We start from the raw sequence: 17820 nt of genomic DNA on the forward strand, positions 1-17820 counted from the left end.
GGCCGCGTATTCGAACCGTTTCACCGGCTCGATTGCCGCCGTGAACGTCTTGTTAGAACAACCGAACTCGAAAAACTGCCTTTGAAACCTGACACCCGCCAACACCTGCGCGCCAATCTGCTGATGCTGATCGCGGCCGTGATCTGGGGCTCCGCATTCGTCGCACAGCGCCTGAGCCTCGATGCGATCGGACCGTTTCTGTTTACTGGACTGCGTTTCCTGCTCGGCGCGCTGGTCGTGCTGACAATGATCGTCTGCGTGCGGCGCTCCGCGCTTGCGGAATTGTCGAGGCGCGAACCCGGCGGCGCACGCGAACTGCTCGGTGCCGGCGTCCTGCTCGGCGTCGTGCTGTCCGCGTCGATTTCGCTGCAGCAGATCGGCCTGCAATACACGAAGGTTGCTAACGCCGGCTTCATCAGTTCGTTGTATGTGGTGCTTGTGCCACTGCTTGGCGTGCTGTTTCGTCATCAAACGGAATTCGGCACGTGGCTCGGTGCGACGCTCGCTGCGCTCGGCATGTACTTTCTGAGCGTCAACGAGCACTTCTCGATCCTGTACGGCGACTGGTATCAGCTTGCCGGCGCGTTGGTGATTTCCGTACAGATGATGCTGGTGGGCCGCTTCGCGCAGCGGCACGACACACTCATGCTGGCGCTCGTGCAGTTCGTGACTTGCGGGCTCGCCTGTCTGGCCGTCGGCCTCGTGATCGAGCCGGTCAGTCTCGCGGTGATCGAGCGGGCCGCGCCGACGATTCTGTACGGCGGAGCACTGTCGGTGGGCATCGCTTATACGATTCAGGTGGTTGCGCAAAAGTACGCAGCACCCTCGCATGCCGCGGTGATCTTCAGTATGGAAGGTGTTTTCGCCGCGCTCGCCGGGTGGCTTGTACTCGGCGAAACACTGTCGGCGCGCGCGCTATTCGGATGCGCCCTCATGCTCACCGGTTTGATCGTGTGCCAGGTGATGCCTGCCCGGCGGCACAGGAGCGAACGGGATAGCTTGCCTCACGCTTCGTGAAGGTTTAGCGAGTCGCCCGTGTCACCGCCTCAGCTAAGCGGCGCGCGGCTGCGCGAACATCTTGGGCGTATCGGCGGTGGGTGGAAACACGCACCAGCAGCCGTCGTCGTGACGAAAGAAAAAGAGACCGCGCGATCCGGCTTCGAGAGAGGTCTCCACGCGCACATAACGCCTGCCACCCAGACGCGTGCGGCTGAATTCGGTAACGTGAACCGGAACGGCAGGCCCCGGCGCCAGCCATTTCTCGACCAGAAAACGCAGCGATTGTTCGCTTGCGGCTCTCATGATCCGCTCCGGGCAGGCTTGTCGTGACTCGCCTCGCGTGCGGCCTCGTTGTTTTCGTCGCTATCGACGCCATCGTCGTCATGCTCGGAGGATGCGAGCGATATGGCCCGGTTAGTGGCCGCCGCCCGCAGCGTCGTGCAGTGGCTGGCATGTCTGATATCCGAGAGAAGACGGACTAGCTGTCGTGCTGTTCTGCGTTTCATTGCACCCCCCGCACTGCACCAATAACTTCATAAAACACTTTAACTCTATGCCTGGATAGGGCGTTGCTGAAATGGTTTTGACTAAATAGCAACAGTTGCGCTTGCAAAAAAATAGACGCAATCTTTGTACCTTCCAGTTTCAATGTGCGCGTTCGGAGGGACTCCGTCTGTACGGTGGCGAGCGGATCGCATCGACGAAAAAAATCTGATCCGCCACCCCGCCGCATAGGGCTGGATGCGCAAGTTATCCACAATTGCCTATGAATAACTTCGGGATAGCACGCCGGACAGCCTGTGTGCGAAATCTTGATAAGCCGCGGCGCGAGGCAAGCTCAGTCAAAGTTATCCCGGCTTTGTAGTTTTTCTACAGATGTGTTCCGCAGGGTTATGGTTTTCGCATGACATTGATGTGACAGGGGATTTGAGAGTTATCCACAGAACGGGTTAACCCTTGTTAACTACTACTACATACATATACATATAAAGTAAAAGACATAGGATAAGCACCGCTGCGTGATGAGATCGAAGGCTGATCAGGTCTTGATCAGCCTGAACCGCACCAGCATCGACCGATGCTTCACGGCGCCACGCTGGTTCCACTTGCCGGTTGCAGCGAAGCAGCCTTGTCGATTGCGTCAGGCATCTCGGGGAGAGGCGCTGGAGTCGACGCTTGGACCGGCATCGGCAACATGCGCGTCTCGATGCGGCTGTTCGCAACCGGCTGCGTACGCACCACCGTCTGTAAATAATGATCGACGAGTCCGAAGAAGCGATCGTAGAACTTGCCCGACGGAATGGTCTCACTCGAAATTTTGACCATCGCGTCGCTGTTCGAGCGGATCGGCAACGACAACGAACCCAGCACGCTTAGCCCGACGCTCGCCGACGTATCGCTTTTCTTCAGCGCAAAGCCGTTTTGCACAGCATTGACGTAAACGATGCTCGTGTCGCTCGCCTCTTCTCCCGGCGTACACACCACATGAAACTCGACGACGATGTGTGTATCGCCGGTCGGCTGGAAGTTTTTCGTTCCGTCGACGGTATCGGTGCCCGCCATCGTCGTCAGATAACCCTGACTCAGCAGCGCGCGGCGCGCCGCCTCGCAGGTATCCGTGGTGCTCGAGTTGAAGTTTCGGGCGTAAGGGCTCGCGCCCGTTTCGAACAATTCCTGCTGGAATTTCGGCTGCGGGGCACTGCTGCAAGCGGCAAGTGTCAGCAAACCGAGAAGCGAAGCGGCAGTGGCTTTGGAAAACGAGGTGGACATGGTCGATCGGAAGAGGCGCGGCGTGAGCTCGAATGGGGAATGCATTGTAGAGCGGTTGCCAGGTGTGCGAAAAAAGCGCGCAGCGCGTGCCCCACGCCGCCTTACGCGACGCGACGACTCGATCCGCGGCTTCAGTGCGGGAGCACGACAAAGAGGAAAAATAAGAGGAAGCTGCCGCTCAGTGCGCCGTTGCAGGCGATGCGCTTTGCAACGCCGCCGCGCCGTTCACGCCGGGTGCGTTGGCGGCCGGTATCGCAAAAGCGTCGGCCCAGTTGCCCGGCGCCGGGCAACGGTCGGCCTCGCACATCCTGTCTAGTGCGTCCGGACGCGAGGCGACGTCTTGCGGCCCGGCGACGTCGGCGAAATCTTCAATGCGCAAGCTCACCTTCTTCGCGTATGCCTGCGATCCGCCGTAGTTCTTGAGCGCCGCGTTCATGTCGCCGTTCGCCGAGCGCATGTAGCCGTACAGGATCGCCGAACCCACTTCGATGTTGGCGGTCGGCTCAGTGAGGTCCTTGACGTTCCTCAGCAGCCCGCGATGGGAGCCCGGCACCACCTGCATCAACCCGGTCGCGCCGTTGGCGCCCTTGGCCTTTTCCTTGAAGCGGGATTCGATCGAGATGATTGCCAACAGCAGGGCCGGCGGCAGCGAATATTTCGAAGCGGCGGACTGCACCGCGTCCGAAATCTTTTGAGCCTTTTCTTTTGCCAAACCGAATTTCTGCGTCAGATACGCGGCCATGCGGTCATTGTTTTCGTCGGCCGTTGCGGTTTGCATCAGGCCGAGCGAAAGCACGATCAGGCAAAGTAACCGGCTCATAGCGGAGGACGGAAAAGAAAGGGCATTCGCGCATTATAGCTCTGCCCCCAAATGAGGCAGCCGAACGGCCCAAATTCGTCTGATCAAAAGCGGTCGAACGGCGCGGCCGCGAGGTTGACTTCGAACCCTTCGGCTTGAGAACGTAATCGTCGTTCAGCGTGGCGAGGACGTTCAGCGTGGCGAGGAATGCGCGGCACGCCGAGGGCCTGGAAGTTGAAGTCGGCGAAAAAGCGGATGCGAGCCGCCGACACCCGATCGATCGATGTGGCAGGAGGCGCAATTGCCGTCCGCCGGATTGTCGAACAGTTTCTTGCCTCTTAACCAATGTGCCGTTAGTTGCAATTTTACGTCGAAGCAGTCATCGAACTTGCTGGTGTACGGATGAAAGCTCGGGTCTTCGAGTTCGAAGCGCTCGATGGCATACATCGCCTGAGCGAACGCCTTGTCAGGGTCGGTGAATACGGGGGCCAAGCTAGCTGCGACCCCTCGCCCTCATTGCGCATAGCGGCGATGCAAGGCTGCCGCCACCTCGGCGAAACGGGCGCGCAACTCGGGCGGCGCCAGCACGTCGGCCTCGGTGCCGAAGCGCAGCAGTTCCGCGCATGCCTGCCTGATCGAGCCAACCGGCAGTGTGACCGTGCGCCAGCCGTCGGCCGGATCCGGTTCGCTGATTTTCGCGGCTGAGCGTGCAAACGGCGAGGTAAAGACCTCAAGCATCGGCGAACCAGGTGGGGGCGTCGAGGTGAAAACGCGAGCGCATGCGCTCCGCGGTCGAGCGCAATTCGACCGGCAGCGCGGCAAGCAACTTGGTTTGCGCGCCGGCCATCACGGCGCCGAGACCAAGTGCCTGCACCGGTCCAGGCAAACCCGCGAGGAACAACGCCTCCGCTTCTTGCGACGACAGACCGTTCAGACGCGCTCGGTATCCGTCTAGGAGCCGATAGCCACCTTCCGCACCACGTTCGCTCTGGACGGGGACACCTGCGGCGCTCAAGGCGTCAATGTCGCGATAGATGGTGCGCAGCGAAACCGCGCATTCGTCGGCGAGCGACTGCGCGCTCACGCGTCCGCGCGCTTGCAAGGTCATCAGGATAGAAAGGAGGCGGCTGGCTCTCATTCGGACAAGTGTAGTCATACCTGACACAAGCTGACAGGTATAGGCGCTTAGGATGGAGGCATCCGACGCCTGTTGGACGCTGGCTTTTCCAACGAGACGCTCACTCAGGAGGCTCCCGCCATGACCACCGACCGCACGATCACCCTGTTCCACTCACAGCAAAGCCGCTCGGAACATTGACGAGCCAGCTGCAGGCGTCGCCCTATTTGCTTGGGGACAGGATGTCGGCCGCGGATATCCTGTGGGGCATCGCTCTGCATTGGGGAGTGATGTTCAAGCTGGTGCCCGAGACGCCGGTCGTGCTCGAGTATGCGCGGCGCATCTGCTCGCGGCCGAGCTTCGTGCAGGTGAGCGAGCGGGATGTTGCGCTGGCGGCCGAGCATGAGGCTGCGGTCAAAGCCGCCGGATGATGCTGGCTGCAGGGCCCGCTGATGTGGTCCAGGACGCGGTATGCAGGCGCCGGTTGCCAGCTGAACGGGCACCCGGTTCACTGCGCCGGAATTTGAGACAATGAGGGCCGCCGGTGAATGCCTTCCCGGGACAACCGGGCGTGCCTTGGCCTTTCCAGCAGGTACCGGCCCACTGAACAAGCGATGTTTTCAGGTATGAGCAAGACCGTATTCATTCCCAGCGTCCCCGCGACGTCGGAAGAAGACTTTGAAGTGTCGGCGACGTCGAAACTGGCCGGCTACCGGCGTTTCTTCGGCGTGTTGAAAGTGGTTCGAACCACCGACGGCCGCGTGCTGTTCCCGTTCGACGGCGCGCCGGAACTTGGACCTTACCCGACCAAGCTGGAAGCCATCGCGGCGGCGCAGGTGTACGGCGAGCACATCGTGATCAGCGACCTGGCGCGTCCGGAGTTGTAAGAGCAGACGCGTGGCTGGGGTTGGGTTGCTCAGGTTGATCGAGGCAAAAGAACGGCCGCCCGCGGGCCGACCGTTTTTTCAGCGTGAAGAAGCTAGCGATAGCGGCCTATCAGCCTCACTCCACCGTAACCGACTTCGCCAGGTTCCGCGGCTTATCCACATCCGTACCACGCGCACACGCCGTGTGATACGCCAGCAACTGCAGCGGCACCACGTGCAGAATCGGCGACAGCAAGCCGTAGTGCTCCGGCATCCGGATCACGTGCAGACCTTCATCATTCACGATCTTCGTATCCGCATCCGCAAACACATAAAGCTGACCGCCCCGCGCGCGCACTTCCTGAATATTCGACTTCAGTTTCTCCAGCAACGCATCATTCGGCGCCACCGTCACCACCGGCATCGCTTCAGTCACGAGCGCCAACGGGCCATGCTTCAACTCGCCAGCCGGATACGCTTCCGCGTGGATATAGGAAATCTCCTTGAGTTTCAGCGCGCCCTCGAGTGCGATCGGATAATGCAGGCCGCGCCCGAGGAACAACGCATGTTCCTTGCGCGAGAACTCTTCCGACCACGCGATGATCTGCGGCTCCAGCGCCAGCACACTATTCAACGCCGCCGGCAAGTGGCGCAGCAGTTTCAGATACTCGGCTTCCTGCTCCGCGCTCACCTGCCCACGCAGCTTCCCAAGCGTCGCGGCCAGCACGAACAGCGCAACCAGTTGCGTCGTGAACGCCTTGGTCGACGCCACGCCGATCTCGCGACCCGCATGGGTCAGGAACGACAATTCCGTCTGGCGCACCATCGCGCTCGTGCCGACGTTGCATACCGCCAGCGTATGCTTATGCCCCAGCGACTGCGCATGCTTGAGCGCCGCCAGCGTGTCGGCCGTTTCGCCCGACTGCGAGATCACCACCACCAGCGACTTCGGATTCGGCACCGACTCGCGATAGCGATACTCGCTGGCAATTTCCACCTGGGTCGGGATCTTCGCGACCGACTCCAGCCAATACTTCGCGGTCAGCCCCGAGTAGTAGCTCGTGCCGCACGCCAGAATCAGCAGGTTGTCGATGTCCGCGAACACTTTGTCGGCGCCTTCGCCGAATAGCGACGCGTCGAACGAATCGCCTTGCGGGATCGTGTCGGTAATCGCACGCGGCTGCTCGAAAATTTCCTTCTGCATGAAGTGACGATACGGGCCGAGTTCGACCGCGCCGCCATACGCCGCGACCTGGCGCACTTCGCGCTGCACTTCATAGCCGTCACGATCGGCAATACGCACGCCCTCGAGCGACAGTTCGCAGACGTCGCCTTCCTCGAGGAAAATGAAGCGTTCGGTGCTGCCGGCAAGCGCCAGCGCATCCGAAGCGAGGAAGTTCTCACCGTTGCCGAGCCCCACCACCAGCGGCGAACCTTGCCGTGCGCCGACCACCGTATGCGGCTGATCCTTATGCAGCACCGCGATCGCGTACGCGCCGTGCAATTGCCCGACGGCTTCACGCACCGCAGCGAACAGATCGCCGCGATACAGGCTGTGAATCAAGTGAGCGATAACCTCTGTATCGGTCTGCGAGACAAATGTATAACCCTTGCCCCGCAGCATTTCTCGCAGTGATTCGTAGTTTTCGATGATACCGTTGTGTACCAACGCGAGTTCGTCTTTCGAGAAGATCGGGTGGGCGTTGTCGGTCACCGGCGCGCCGTGCGTCGCCCAGCGCGTATGCGCGATACCCGTGATGCCTTCAAGGTGGCTTTGGTGCACCTGCTCGTCCAGATCGGCAACGCGCGCCACGCTGCGCGCACGCCGCGGCCCGCTGTTGCCGAGCACGGCCACGCCGCACGAATCGTAGCCGCGATATTCGAGGCGACGCAGTCCTTCGATCAGGACGGAAACGATATTACGTTGCGCAACCGCGCCGACAATGCCACACATGGCTTATTCCTTTTCAGTGCTGGGTTTCAGGGAGCGCGCTCCGCGCGCGCGTCACGCCCATCAACTTTTCTTCTTGGCTGGGCGTACATAGCCCGGCTTGCTTGTTTGAGTCTTATCGTTCAGGACCAGCATGTCTTCTTCGACATCCTTCCAGACCGTTGTGCCCGCCGCGATCGTCACGCCGCGCTTCACGCGCACTGGTGCAACGAGTTGCGTGTCGGAGCCGACAAACACGTCGTCTTCGATAATCGTGCGGAATTTGTTCGCGCCGTCGTAGTTGCAGGTGATGGTACCCGCACCGATATTCACGCGCGCCCCGATATCCGCATCGCCGATATACGTGAGATGGTTCGCCTTCGAGCCATGACCGAGCACCGCGTTCTTCACCTCGACGAAGTTGCCGACATGCGACTCGTCCTGCAATGACGCGCCCGGACGCAGCCGTGCGTAGGGGCCGAGCACGACGTTCGCACCGACTTCGGCACCTTCGATGTGCGTGAACGCGTCGATGCGCGTACCGGCGCCGATCGTCGCATTGCGGATCACGCAGTTCGGTCCGACGATCACGTTGTCGGCCAAGGTAACGCGGCCCTCGAACACGCAGTTCACGTCGATCGACACGTCGCGGCCGCATTCGAGCGTGCCGCGCACGTCTAGGCGAGCCGGATCGGCAAGCGTGACGCCCGCAACCAGCAGCGCCTCGGCGACATTGTGCTGGTGAATCCGTTCGAGTTCGGCAAGCTGCTGCTTGCTGTTCACGCCGAGCGTTTCCCACTCTTCGTCGGGCTGGGTGGTGACTACTTCGAGTCCCGCTTCGATCGCCATCTCGACCGCGTCGGTCAGGTAAAACTCGCCTTGCGCGTTGTCGTTCTTCAACGCGGCGAGCCAACCGCCAAGGCGCCCGGTCGGCGCGACGATGATGCCGGTGTTGATCTCGGCGATCTTGAGCTGCTCGGGCGTGGCGTCTTTCTGTTCGACGATGCGCGACACCTTGCCGTGCTGATCGCGCACGATGCGGCCGTAGCCGCTGGGGTCGCCGAGCGTGACGGTGAGCACGCCGTAGCCGCCCTGGCCCGCGCGATCGGTCAGCGCCTGCAGCGTGCTGGCGCGCGTGAGCGGCACATCGCCGTACAGCACCAGTGTGGGTTCGGACGGATCGAGCAATGGCAGCGCCTGCTGCACTGCGTGGCCTGTGCCGAGTTGCTGCTCCTGCGCGGCGAACTGGACGTCTGGTGCCGCTACCGCTTGACGCACGGCTTCGGCACCATGACCGACCACCACGACCAGACGCTTGGGTTTGAGCGCGCGTGCAGTGTCGATGACATGAGCGAGGAGCGGCCGGCCGGCCAGGGGATGGAGCACCTTGGGAAGCGCGGACCGCATGCGCTTGCCGGTGCCTGCCGCCAAAATCACGATGTTCATGGCGTCGGCAATAAGACGAGTTTGGAGCCGACGATTCTATCATGCAGCTCATGACGACAAAGGCCGCTTGCGCGGCCTCAGAGTGGGCAAAAACGCGGGAAATCGCGCACTTCTCGCAGGTTTTCCGCGTGTCTCTGCGCCCCTCACATATCGTCGAACTGGACGATCGAAATCGGCTTCGCTCCGTTGAACGGCGTGCCGTCGCCGGCATCGGTCGAACACGGCTCTTCGTCGAAGGCGATATCGCCTTGCGGATCGGCCTCGCCGCTTGCACGCAGGCCGGCGAACGGGAACAGCTTGTGATCCATCAGATGCGACGGCACGATGTTCGACAACGCATTGAACATGTTCTCGATGCGGCCCGGGAAGCGCTTCTCCCAATCGCGGATCAGCGCCTTCATTTCCGCGCGTTTCAGGTTAGGCTGGCTGCCGCACAGGTTGCACGGAATGATCGGGAATTCGCGCAGCTCCGCGTACTTTTCCAGATCGGTTTCCTTCACGTAGGCGAGCGGGCGGATCACGATGTTCTTGCCGTCGTCCGATTGCAGCTTGGGCGGCATGCCCTTCAGCTTGCCGCCGTAGAACATGTTCAGCAGCAGCGTTTGCAGGATGTCGTCGCGATGATGGCCAAGCGCGATCTTGGTCGCGCCGAGTTCGCCCGCCACGCGATACAGAATGCCGCGACGCAGCCGCGAGCACAGCGAGCAGGTGGTCTTGCCTTCCGGCACCAGCCGCTTGACGATGCTGTAGGTGTCCTGGTTCTCGATGTGAAACGGAATGTCGAGTTGTTTCAGGTATTCGGGCAGCACATGCTCCGGAAAACCCGGCTGCTTCTGGTCGAGGTTCACCGCGACGATGTCGAAGTTGATCGGCGCGCGCTCGCGCAACCGCATCAGGATTTCGAGCATCGCGTAGCTATCCTTGCCGCCCGACAGGCAGACCATCACCTTGTCGCCTTCCTCGATCATGTTGAAGTCGCCGATCGCCTCGCCGACCTGGCGCGCGAGCCGCTTGAACAGCTTGTTGTTCTCGTAGGCTTCTTTTTGCTCGCGGCGCGTGAGCGGTGCTTTGCCCGCGGGGGTGTGCGCGGCCTGCGCCGCCTCCGGGGCCGCGGTGCCGTTCAGGACTTCCTGGGCATTCATGGCTCAATCCTCTTTGATACGGAAAACTTCGACGCCAACCGCGTCGCAGTCGGGATAAACGTCCGGCTTTTCGGTCGACACGCACACGGCGCGCACCTGCGGATGATCGAGGAGTGCCTTGACGAGGTCGTCGCAGAGGGTTTCCTGCAGGTGAATATGACCTTGTTCGACACGGCGCGCGATGGTCGAACGCATGAAGTCGTAATCGACGACCTCGTTCAATTTGTCCTGAACCGGCGTGGAGAGCGCGAGCGGCACGAACAGTTCGACGTTGATCACGACGCGCTGTTCGCCGCGCTTTTCGAAGTCGTGCACACCGATGTTGATGTGCACTTCGTAATTGCGCAGAAAGAGCCGGCGGCAATCGGCGAGCCGGGGATGCGAAAGAGCGGCAAACATGTTCGTTCCAGTCGAAAAAAGCGTGCGGAGCACGCAAAGGGACGCTTCAACGCGTGGGCGGCCGCCAGCTTTAACCGGCAACCCGCACGCGCGCTGTTCAGGCGCCCATCAAAAACATTACGTCGCGCGGCAGCGGCACGAGGTGCTGCCCGCCGTCGACCACCAGCGTCGTTCCGGTGACGCCCGCTGCATCGGCGAGATACAGCGCAGCGGCGACAATATCCTCCGGCCGCGACGCGCGGCCCAAAGGCGTGGCACGGTGAGCTTCTTCAAAACCAGCCGGCGTTTGATCGGCGGATTGCATCGTCAGACCGGGGGCGAGCCCGACCACGCGCACTTTCGGCGCCAACGCCTGCGCCAGTGCAACCGTCGCCGTCTGCAACGCTGCTTTCGACAGCGTATAGGACAGGTAGTCCGGGTTCATGTTGTACAGCTTCTGGTCCAGCACATTGATGACCACGCCGCGCTGGCTTTCATCGGTGCGCGCGGCTTCCGGCGTAGCCTCGAACAGCATGCGCGCCAGCACGAGCGGCGCGCCGAGGTTCATCGCGGTGAGCTTCAGCAGCAGGTCGTAACCGACGTTGAGCGCCGTGTCTTCTTCGAAGCGCGACGCGTTGTTGACAATACACGACGGGTGGCCCAGCGCGGCCATACAGGCGGGCAAAAGCTGCTCGACCTGAGCCTCGTCGCCCAATTCCGCGTGCAAGGCCACCGCCCGGCGGCCCAAGGCGACGATTTCCGCGACCACTTCGCCGGCCTCCTCCCGCGACGCGCCGTAATGGACCGCCACGTCCCAGCCACGCGCGGCGAAGCCGAGCGCGAGCGAGCGCCCGATGCGGCGGGCGGCGCCGGTAATCAGCACGATGCGCGGCGCTTCAGGCGCGCGGGCGGCGGCGGTGTCCAGAGAGGAGGTCATTTACAATGCGGGGATGAATCCGAAAGCTCACCAACCCGATAGTTTACCTGCTCCCGGCCCGAGCGCGCTTGCGCAGTCCGAAGCGCTGGTCGCGCAGATCCGCGCGGAGCTCGAAGCGGCAGGCGGCTGGCTGCCATTCGACCGCTACATGGAGCGCGCGCTTTACGCGCCGGGACTCGGCTATTACAGCGGCGGCGCCCGCAAATTCGGCCTGCGCGGCGACGACGGCAGCGACTTCGTGACGGCGCCGGAAATGTCGCCGCTATTCGCCACAACGCTGGCGCGCCCGCTCGCCGAGGCCTTGCAGGCAAGCAGCACGCGCGAGCTGATGGAATTCGGCGCCGGCACGGGGAAACTCGCCGCCGGCTTGCTGAACGCGCTCGACGCGCTGGGCGTCGAATTCGACAGCTACTCGATCGTGGATTTGTCGGGTGAATTGCGCGAGCGCCAACGCGAGACGATCGAAGCCGCGGCACCGGCGCTGGCCGCGAAGGTGCGCTGGCTGGACGCGTTGCCGGAGCAATTCGAAGGCGTGGTGATCGGCAACGAGGTGTTGGACGCGATGCCTGTGCGGCTTTTCGCCTTCACTGGCGGCGCCTGGCACGAACGCGGCGTGGTGTGGCGCGACGAGGCTTTTGCGTTCGACGACCGTCTGGTATCGGCGGCTGCGGACATTGCATTTCTGGCTGAGATCGAAACGGCCGGCGACGACTACGTCACCGAAACGCACGACGCCGCCCGTGCATTCACGCGGACCATTTGCACGATGCTCGCGCGTGGCGCGGCGTTCTTTATCGATTATGGTTTTCCGCGTCACGAGTACTACCATGAACAGCGTGCGCAGGGCACATTGATGTGCCATTACCGGCATCGCGCGCATGGTGATCCGTTTGTTTATCCGGGCTTGCAGGACATCACGGCGCACGTGGAATTTACCGGCGTCGCCGAAGCTGGGGTCGAGGCTGGGGCGGACTTACTGGGGTTTACTTCGCAAGCGCGATTCCTGTTGAATGCGGGGATTACCGAGGCGTTATCAGCGCTCGATCCAACGGACACGGCGAGGTTTTTGCCTGCGGCGAATGCGGTGCAGAAGTTGTTGTCCGAGGCGGAGATGGGCGAGCTGTTCAAGGTGATCGCGTTTTCGCGCGGACTGGATGACACGTTGCAGGCGTTTTCCGGCGGCGACCGGTCACATACGCTGTGATTTTTTTGCCTTAGGGATTTGCGATGATCCGCTGGCTGTTGACTACGTTTGTTGCGGTGGCGGTGTTGTCGGCCTGCTGGCCGTGGCTCAGGAAGATTGGGATTGGGCGCATGCCCGGTGACGTCACGTTGCGCATCTTCGGGCGTGAATATCCGTTTCCGTTCATGTCGACGCTTGTGCTTTCTATGGTTTTGTCGATTCTTGCCAGGCTTTTGTAGGTGAGGTTTTTTTGCTTTTGGTGGCAAAAAAACCAAACCCATTAAGCAAGAGCGACTTCAACAGCGCGAACGCGCTCCCGATGCACCGCATCCTTTATGCCAGAAGGTGCATCGGCAAGCTGCCCAGCCACAGCACCAGCATCCACACCGCGCGCGGCAACAAGCGCAATCCGCAGCCGCTCGGCCTGCGGATACTCCTGCATCTCAAACCCAAGCCGCCCGCGAGCATCCGCCTCGCAAGCCTGCAAGGCTTCAGCAAACCGCGCCGGTTTCCGAATCGCATCGCTGCGCTCGATCAGCCTCACCAACGCCGCCGCCCCCATCTCCATCACGCGATGAATATTCCCATGCTCCCGTGCGACGAGCAGCGCCAGATCCCGGCATTCATTCGGCACCCGCAGCCGCTCGCATAAAGGCTTCAGCAAATCCACGCTGCGTCCCTCATGCCCAATATGACGCGGCAATACGTCGTCAGGCGTCGTCGCTTTGCCCAGGTCATGCGTGAGCGCCGCGAACCGAACCGGCAACGCGTAGCCCCGCTGCGCGGCATGGTCGATCACCATCATCACATGCACGCCCGTATCCACTTCAGGATGGTAATCAGCCCGCTGTGGCACGCCAAACAACGCATCGATCTCCGGCAGGATCCGCGCTAACGCGCCACATTCCCGCAGCACCGCGAACATCCGGGACGGCTTCTTCTCCATCAACCCGCGCGACACTTCCTGCCACACGCGCTCGGCCACTAGCGCGTCCACCTCACCGTCGCCTACCATCTTGCGCATCAGCGCCATCGTCTCCGGCGCCACCGTGAAATCGACGAAGCGCGCCGCAAATCGCGCAATCCGCAAAATCCGCACGGGGTCCTCGAGAAACGCATCGCTGACGTGACGAAACAGCCGCGCCTGCAAATCGCCCCGGCCGTTGAACGGGTCGATCACCGGGCCGGTCAGTTCGCCGTCCGGGCGCATTTCGCGCGCCATCGCGTTGATCGTCAGGTCCCGGCGAGCGAGATCCTCTTCGAGCGTGACGTCCGGTGCGTAGAAGAACTGGAAGCCGTGATAGCCCGCCGCCGTCTTACGCTCGGTGCGCGCGAGCGCGTATTCCTCGTGCGTCTGCGGGTGCAGGAACACAGGGAAATCCTTGCCCACCGGACGATAGCCCTGCGCCACCATCTGCTCGGGCGTCGCGCCAACCACCACGTAATCGCGGTCCTGCACCGGCACGCCCAATAGCTCGTCGCGAATCGCTCCGCCGACCGCGTAGATATTCATGGGCATACGTCTTGATAGGGAATGGTGTGCGTTTCGCGAAGCGCGTCGTCGATCCAGGCCTTCACCGCCGGCAGCGCCGTCACGCGCTCCACGTAAGCCGCGGAGACGTCCGATAGCGCCGGCTGCCATGTCCTGAAGCGCATCACCACCGGCGCGTACATTGCGTCGGCAATGCCGAACTCTCCGAACAGGAACGGGCCGCCGTAGGTCGCCAGGCACTGGCTCCAGAGCGCCTCAATACGCGCGATATCGGCAAGCACGCCTGGCGTGGCGCTCTTCCCGGGAAACGACGCGCGAATGTTCATCCACATGTTCGAGCGCAAGTCGCCGAAGCCCGAATGCATCTCAGCGCTCACGCTGCGCGCGTGGCTACGCGCCGCCGGGTCGCGCGGCCACAGCGCATGCTGCGGGAAGCGCTCAGCCAACGTCTCGGCGATCGCCAGCGAATCCCAGGTGGCCGATCCGTCCTCGCTGATCAAACACGGCACCTTGCCCGGACCGGTCGGCGCATAAGCCAGAATCGCGGACTTCGTGCCGGATTCATACAGATGAATCAGCACCTCTTCAAATGGGATGCCGAAAAATTTGAGCAGCAGCCATGGACGCATCGACCATGACGAATAGTTCTTGTCGCCGATAAGCAGTTTCATGCCTGGTATCGAAGGGAAAGATGAAGGAAGAGATAAAAAGGTTCAGCGCCCCGCGCTGGCGCGAAACGTGTCGAAGCGCGAACGCGTCGACGCGCCGGTCAGATACACGGGTGCGATCGTTTCGATGCCGGCGGGTTCGATGCCGAGTTCAGGCGCAAGCGGTCCGCTCAACACGTTGTCGACTTTCATCGAATCGAGATTGTCGCGCGAGATCACCGGATCGCCCGGTGCCATTTCGAACGTCAATGCCTGCAAACGCGCCAACGCTTCTGGCAGGCGAATGATCCTCGCATGCCGGCCAATCACGTCGCCACAATACTTGACGAGGTCTTCGAGGGTATAGACGGTCGGGCCGCCGAGTTCGTAAGTATGGCCGCTGGCTGCATCGAGATCGAGCACGTTGCAGATCGCTTTCGCCACATCGCCGACGTATACCGGCTGGAATTTCGCATCCGGCATGGCAAGCGGGATCACCGGGAAGACGCGTTGCAGGAACGCGAACTTGTTGAGCAACTGGTCTTCGGGACCGAACACCAGGGACGGCCGGAAAATCGTCCAGGCCAGATTCGCCGCGTGCACGGCCTTTTCGCCGTCGCCCTTCGAGCGCGAATACATGCTCGGCCCGTTCGAGTCGGCGCCGAGCGCGCTGATATGAATCAACCGATGCACGCCCTTGCCTTCGCAAGCCGCAACGATTTTGGTCGGCAATTCGACGTGCGTGCGCGCGAATTCCGGGCCATAAGGCGTGCCGCGCTTGCCATGCAGCGTGGCAACGAGATTGATGACGCAATCGGCGCCTTCAACGAAACGCGCGAGCTGTACAGGATCGAACACGTCGGCTTCGATCACGTCGATGGGGAGCAGGGTGAGATGGCGGGCGTTGTAGCGGCGCCGGGTGGCGATGCGCACGTCTTTGCCCATTTCAACGAGGGCGTTGACGAGATGGCTGCCGATAAAACCGGAACCGCCAATGATCGCAATGGCTTGGTGTCGCATTTTCGACTCCCTGGTGGAAGCCGTGGCAACGGCTGGCGTGGCGCACCGCCGCATCGGAGTGACGCGGCGGCGGCACGGCGCTTACGGTGCGATATAACCCAGACGCGCCTTCAGCGATTGCGGACGGCCTTCGAACAATGCCGCGTAGTAGACCGTGTTGGACAGCACATTCTTGACGTAATCGCGCGTTTCCTGGAACGGAATCGCCTCGGCGAAGATCGCCCCTTCAACCGGCTGTTGCAACGATTGCCGCCAGCTGCGCGAACGGCCGGGACCGGCGTTATAACCGGCAGTAGCCAGCACCGCGGACCCGTCGAACTGATTGTAGATCATCGACAGGTAGTTCGTGCCGAGCAGGATGTTGGTGTTGATGTCGTTCATCTGCTCGCGCGAAATCGGACCGAGGCCGATCTTCTTCGCCACCAGTTGCGCGGTGCCTGGCATCAACTGCATCAGACCGCTCGCGCCGACTTCCGAGCGGGCGTTCATGATGAAGCGCGACTCCTGACGAATCAGCCCGTACGCCCATTCGACATCGAGCCCACTCGACTGTGCATCGCGCTCCACGATGTCCTTGAACGGCGACAGATACCGCAGCGAGAAATCGTGCTCGCTCTTCGTGCGGTCCGCCGTGTTGACGGTGCGGTCATACAACTGGATACGGCGCGCATATTCGGCAACAGCGAGCAGTTGCCGGTCGCTCATGTCGCGAAGCGGCCAGTTCCATTCGCGATTGCCTTCGAGCCGCAGATTCAGCGCATAGAACCGCTGCGCCAGATCGAAGCCCGGCGTGTTGGCGGCCTGCTGGACTTCGGCGTCGGTCACGGTGGTTTTCGGCGGCACGCTGATCTTCTGGCCGAGTTCTTCGGAAGCCAGTTGGCCGTAGAAGTTGAAACCCCGCGAGATCGATTCGAATTCCTGGTTGGCTGTGGTCGTGTCGCCGGCTTGCTTGAGCGCACGCGCATGCCAGTACACCCACGACGGCTGATTGCGCAGCGCCGCCGGCATCTGTTCGATCGACCAGCGCACCATCGTCCAGTCGCCCGCGAGCAGGGCGGTGCGGGTGCGCCATTCGTACGCCGGGGTCGACAGTGGCGCATTCACCGAGAGCCGGTACCAGTCGACCGCGCTCGGCATCTGCCTGGTCGCGGCCTGATAGGCAATCGTGCCCCAGCCGATTGCACGCTCGGGCGAGCTCAGCGACGGCGCTACCGAGGCGAACGTGGCCGCGGCCATGGCCGGGTCGTTGCGCGCCATGCGCGTGATTGCGAGCAACGCGAGTTGGTGCGACTGCGTATCCGGACCGACGCCGCGTGCCAGCAACAACGGCGGCGTACTCGTGGCCTGGCCGAACAACACCGGATCGGGTGGCTGATTACCGAGCGCGTCGACAAGCTTGCTGCCGGTGTCGGTGTAGTTCTGCTCGTACGCGAGACGGATCTGTTGCCACACGTCGTCGGAACTGAATTGCTGGTTGACCGACAGCGCGGTGATCAGATCGACGCAGCCGTCGCCGTACCACTTCGGATCGACCAGCAGCGCACGCGCCGCGTCGGCAACGTTCTCGCCACGCGCGGCGCGCGATTCGAGCGCGTAGCACTTCACCTGCGTATCGTCGTTCAGCACGAAGCGCGCGTATTGCTGATCGAAGTTACGCCAGTCGTGACGCGCGCCGAGCACCGTGAGGTAGTCGTTGCGCAGGCGGTCGGCGATGGCCTGGCCGTCGTACTTCTGCAGGAATGCCAGCACCGGCGCATCCGGCGCGTCAATCCGCGCATGGCCGCTGGAATCGAACAACTGCGGCTTGAGCTGGAAGTACTCAAGATATGAAGGCGCCGGATAGTTCGGGATCGTGCTCGCCAGTTGCGCTGCACGCGCCGCGTCATTAGCGCGGGCGGCTTCGCGAAGCTGGACGAAGGTCTGGTCGTCGTTCGTGAGTTGAGAAAGGGGAATGGGCTTGACGGCAGAGGCCGTGCTGCACGCGACGAGTGCCGCAGCGGCAAGCGCCAGACCGGCCGCGCGATATACTCGATAGAGGCGTTTTGACATCGTTGTTTCTGGAGCGCGAATTGAACCCAAGCATAGCATGCAACC

At 62.1% G+C, this 17820-nt stretch carries 20 protein-coding genes; 5 read left to right on the plus strand and 15 right to left on the minus strand.

What is annotated here, in order from left to right; translation table 11 throughout:
• Positions 1 to 81: 81 nt before the first annotated feature.
• Positions 82 to 1017, plus strand: a complete 936-nt coding sequence (locus AYM40_RS19215; protein WP_063497563.1) for a DMT family transporter — start codon at positions 82 to 84, stop codon at positions 1015 to 1017.
• A gap of 33 nt (positions 1018 to 1050) precedes the next feature.
• Here the strand turns inward: AYM40_RS19215 and AYM40_RS19220 are convergent, their stop codons facing one another.
• From AYM40_RS19220 to AYM40_RS42545, 6 genes are all read right to left on the minus strand, one after another.
• Positions 1051 to 1302 (minus strand): hypothetical protein, encoded by a 252-nt coding sequence (locus tag AYM40_RS19220; protein WP_063497564.1) that lies wholly within the window; start codon positions 1300 to 1302, stop codon positions 1051 to 1053.
• 780 nt (positions 1303 to 2082) lie between these two features.
• Positions 2083 to 2769, minus strand: coding sequence for a DUF2242 domain-containing protein (locus AYM40_RS19225; protein ID WP_063498113.1), 687 nt, complete (start codon positions 2767 to 2769; stop codon positions 2083 to 2085).
• Between the two features lie 178 nt (positions 2770 to 2947).
• Entirely contained in the window at positions 2948 to 3589 is a 642-nt protein-coding gene (locus AYM40_RS19230; RefSeq protein WP_063497565.1) for a transglycosylase SLT domain-containing protein, read from the minus strand.
• A gap of 171 nt (positions 3590 to 3760) precedes the next feature.
• Positions 3761 to 4015 carry a hypothetical protein gene (locus tag AYM40_RS19235; protein WP_236720864.1) on the minus strand — a complete coding sequence of 85 codons (255 nt, stop codon included), beginning with the start codon at positions 4013 to 4015 and terminating at the stop codon, positions 3761 to 3763.
• Positions 4016 to 4081: 66 nt separating this feature from the next.
• Positions 4082 to 4306 (minus strand): WYL domain-containing protein, encoded by a 225-nt coding sequence (locus AYM40_RS42540; protein WP_236720865.1) that lies wholly within the window; start codon positions 4304 to 4306, stop codon positions 4082 to 4084.
• On the minus strand, positions 4299 to 4724 hold the full coding sequence (locus AYM40_RS42545; RefSeq protein ID WP_236720866.1) for a helix-turn-helix transcriptional regulator: 426 nt from the start codon (positions 4722 to 4724) through the stop codon (positions 4299 to 4301). Before AYM40_RS42545 ends, AYM40_RS42540 begins: the two co-directional genes overlap by 8 nt.
• Before the next feature lie 2 nt (positions 4725 to 4726).
• On the opposite strand from AYM40_RS42545, the gene AYM40_RS43470 reads away from it, so the two are divergent.
• Both AYM40_RS43470 and AYM40_RS19250 read left to right on the plus strand, forming a co-directional pair.
• Complete coding sequence (locus AYM40_RS43470) at positions 4727 to 5116, plus strand: glutathione binding-like protein (protein WP_335341189.1); 390 nt, start codon at positions 4727 to 4729, stop codon at positions 5114 to 5116.
• Positions 5117 to 5311: 195 nt separating this feature from the next.
• Positions 5312 to 5572: a DUF6723 family protein gene (locus AYM40_RS19250; RefSeq protein ID WP_063498114.1), complete on the plus strand. Its 261-nt coding sequence runs from the start codon at positions 5312 to 5314 to the stop codon at positions 5570 to 5572.
• 115 nt (positions 5573 to 5687) lie between these two features.
• On the opposite strand, the gene glmS is transcribed toward AYM40_RS19250, so the two are convergent.
• The 5 genes from glmS to AYM40_RS19275 form a co-directional block, all read right to left on the minus strand.
• On the minus strand, positions 5688 to 7505 hold the full coding sequence (glmS, locus tag AYM40_RS19255) for a glutamine--fructose-6-phosphate transaminase (isomerizing) (protein WP_063497567.1): 1818 nt from the start codon (positions 7503 to 7505) through the stop codon (positions 5688 to 5690).
• A gap of 60 nt (positions 7506 to 7565) precedes the next feature.
• Entirely contained in the window at positions 7566 to 8927 is a 1362-nt protein-coding gene (gene glmU / locus AYM40_RS19260) for a bifunctional UDP-N-acetylglucosamine diphosphorylase/glucosamine-1-phosphate N-acetyltransferase GlmU (protein WP_063497568.1), read from the minus strand.
• A gap of 143 nt (positions 8928 to 9070) precedes the next feature.
• Complete coding sequence (gene ttcA / locus AYM40_RS19265) at positions 9071 to 10069, minus strand: tRNA 2-thiocytidine(32) synthetase TtcA (protein ID WP_063497569.1); 999 nt, start codon at positions 10067 to 10069, stop codon at positions 9071 to 9073.
• A gap of 3 nt (positions 10070 to 10072) precedes the next feature.
• Positions 10073 to 10468, minus strand: coding sequence for a dihydroneopterin aldolase (locus tag AYM40_RS19270; RefSeq protein ID WP_063497570.1), 396 nt, complete (start codon positions 10466 to 10468; stop codon positions 10073 to 10075).
• A gap of 97 nt (positions 10469 to 10565) precedes the next feature.
• Positions 10566 to 11384 carry an SDR family oxidoreductase gene (locus AYM40_RS19275; RefSeq protein ID WP_063497571.1) on the minus strand — a complete coding sequence of 273 codons (819 nt, stop codon included), beginning with the start codon at positions 11382 to 11384 and terminating at the stop codon, positions 10566 to 10568.
• Positions 11385 to 11397: 13 nt separating this feature from the next.
• Here AYM40_RS19275 and AYM40_RS19280 point away from each other — a divergent pair, with 13 nt between their 5' ends.
• Both AYM40_RS19280 and AYM40_RS19285 read left to right on the plus strand, forming a co-directional pair.
• Positions 11398 to 12588 (plus strand): class I SAM-dependent methyltransferase, encoded by a 1191-nt coding sequence (locus AYM40_RS19280; RefSeq protein ID WP_063497572.1) that lies wholly within the window; start codon positions 11398 to 11400, stop codon positions 12586 to 12588.
• Positions 12589 to 12611: 23 nt separating this feature from the next.
• A complete protein-coding gene (locus AYM40_RS19285) occupies positions 12612 to 12806 on the plus strand; it encodes a DUF2905 domain-containing protein (protein ID WP_063497573.1) in 195 nt (64 codons plus the stop codon).
• A gap of 41 nt (positions 12807 to 12847) precedes the next feature.
• Here the strand turns inward: AYM40_RS19285 and AYM40_RS19290 are convergent, their stop codons facing one another.
• The 4 genes from AYM40_RS19290 to AYM40_RS19305 form a co-directional block, all read right to left on the minus strand.
• Positions 12848 to 14080, minus strand: a complete 1233-nt coding sequence (locus AYM40_RS19290) for a multifunctional CCA addition/repair protein (protein WP_063497574.1) — start codon at positions 14078 to 14080, stop codon at positions 12848 to 12850.
• Complete coding sequence (locus AYM40_RS19295) at positions 14077 to 14730, minus strand: glutathione S-transferase family protein (RefSeq protein ID WP_063497575.1); 654 nt, start codon at positions 14728 to 14730, stop codon at positions 14077 to 14079. The genes AYM40_RS19290 and AYM40_RS19295 overlap by 4 nt, the downstream gene beginning before the upstream one ends.
• A 42-nt stretch (positions 14731 to 14772) precedes the next feature.
• A complete protein-coding gene (locus AYM40_RS19300; protein ID WP_063497576.1) occupies positions 14773 to 15726 on the minus strand; it encodes a complex I NDUFA9 subunit family protein in 954 nt (317 codons plus the stop codon).
• A gap of 81 nt (positions 15727 to 15807) precedes the next feature.
• On the minus strand, positions 15808 to 17775 hold the full coding sequence (locus AYM40_RS19305; protein WP_063497577.1) for a lytic transglycosylase domain-containing protein: 1968 nt from the start codon (positions 17773 to 17775) through the stop codon (positions 15808 to 15810).
• Between the last annotated feature and the right edge of the window lie 45 nt (positions 17776 to 17820).

Origin of the sequence: Paraburkholderia phytofirmans OLGA172 (genome assembly GCF_001634365.1) — a bacterium.
Lineage (GTDB): Bacteria > Pseudomonadota > Gammaproteobacteria > Burkholderiales > Burkholderiaceae > Paraburkholderia.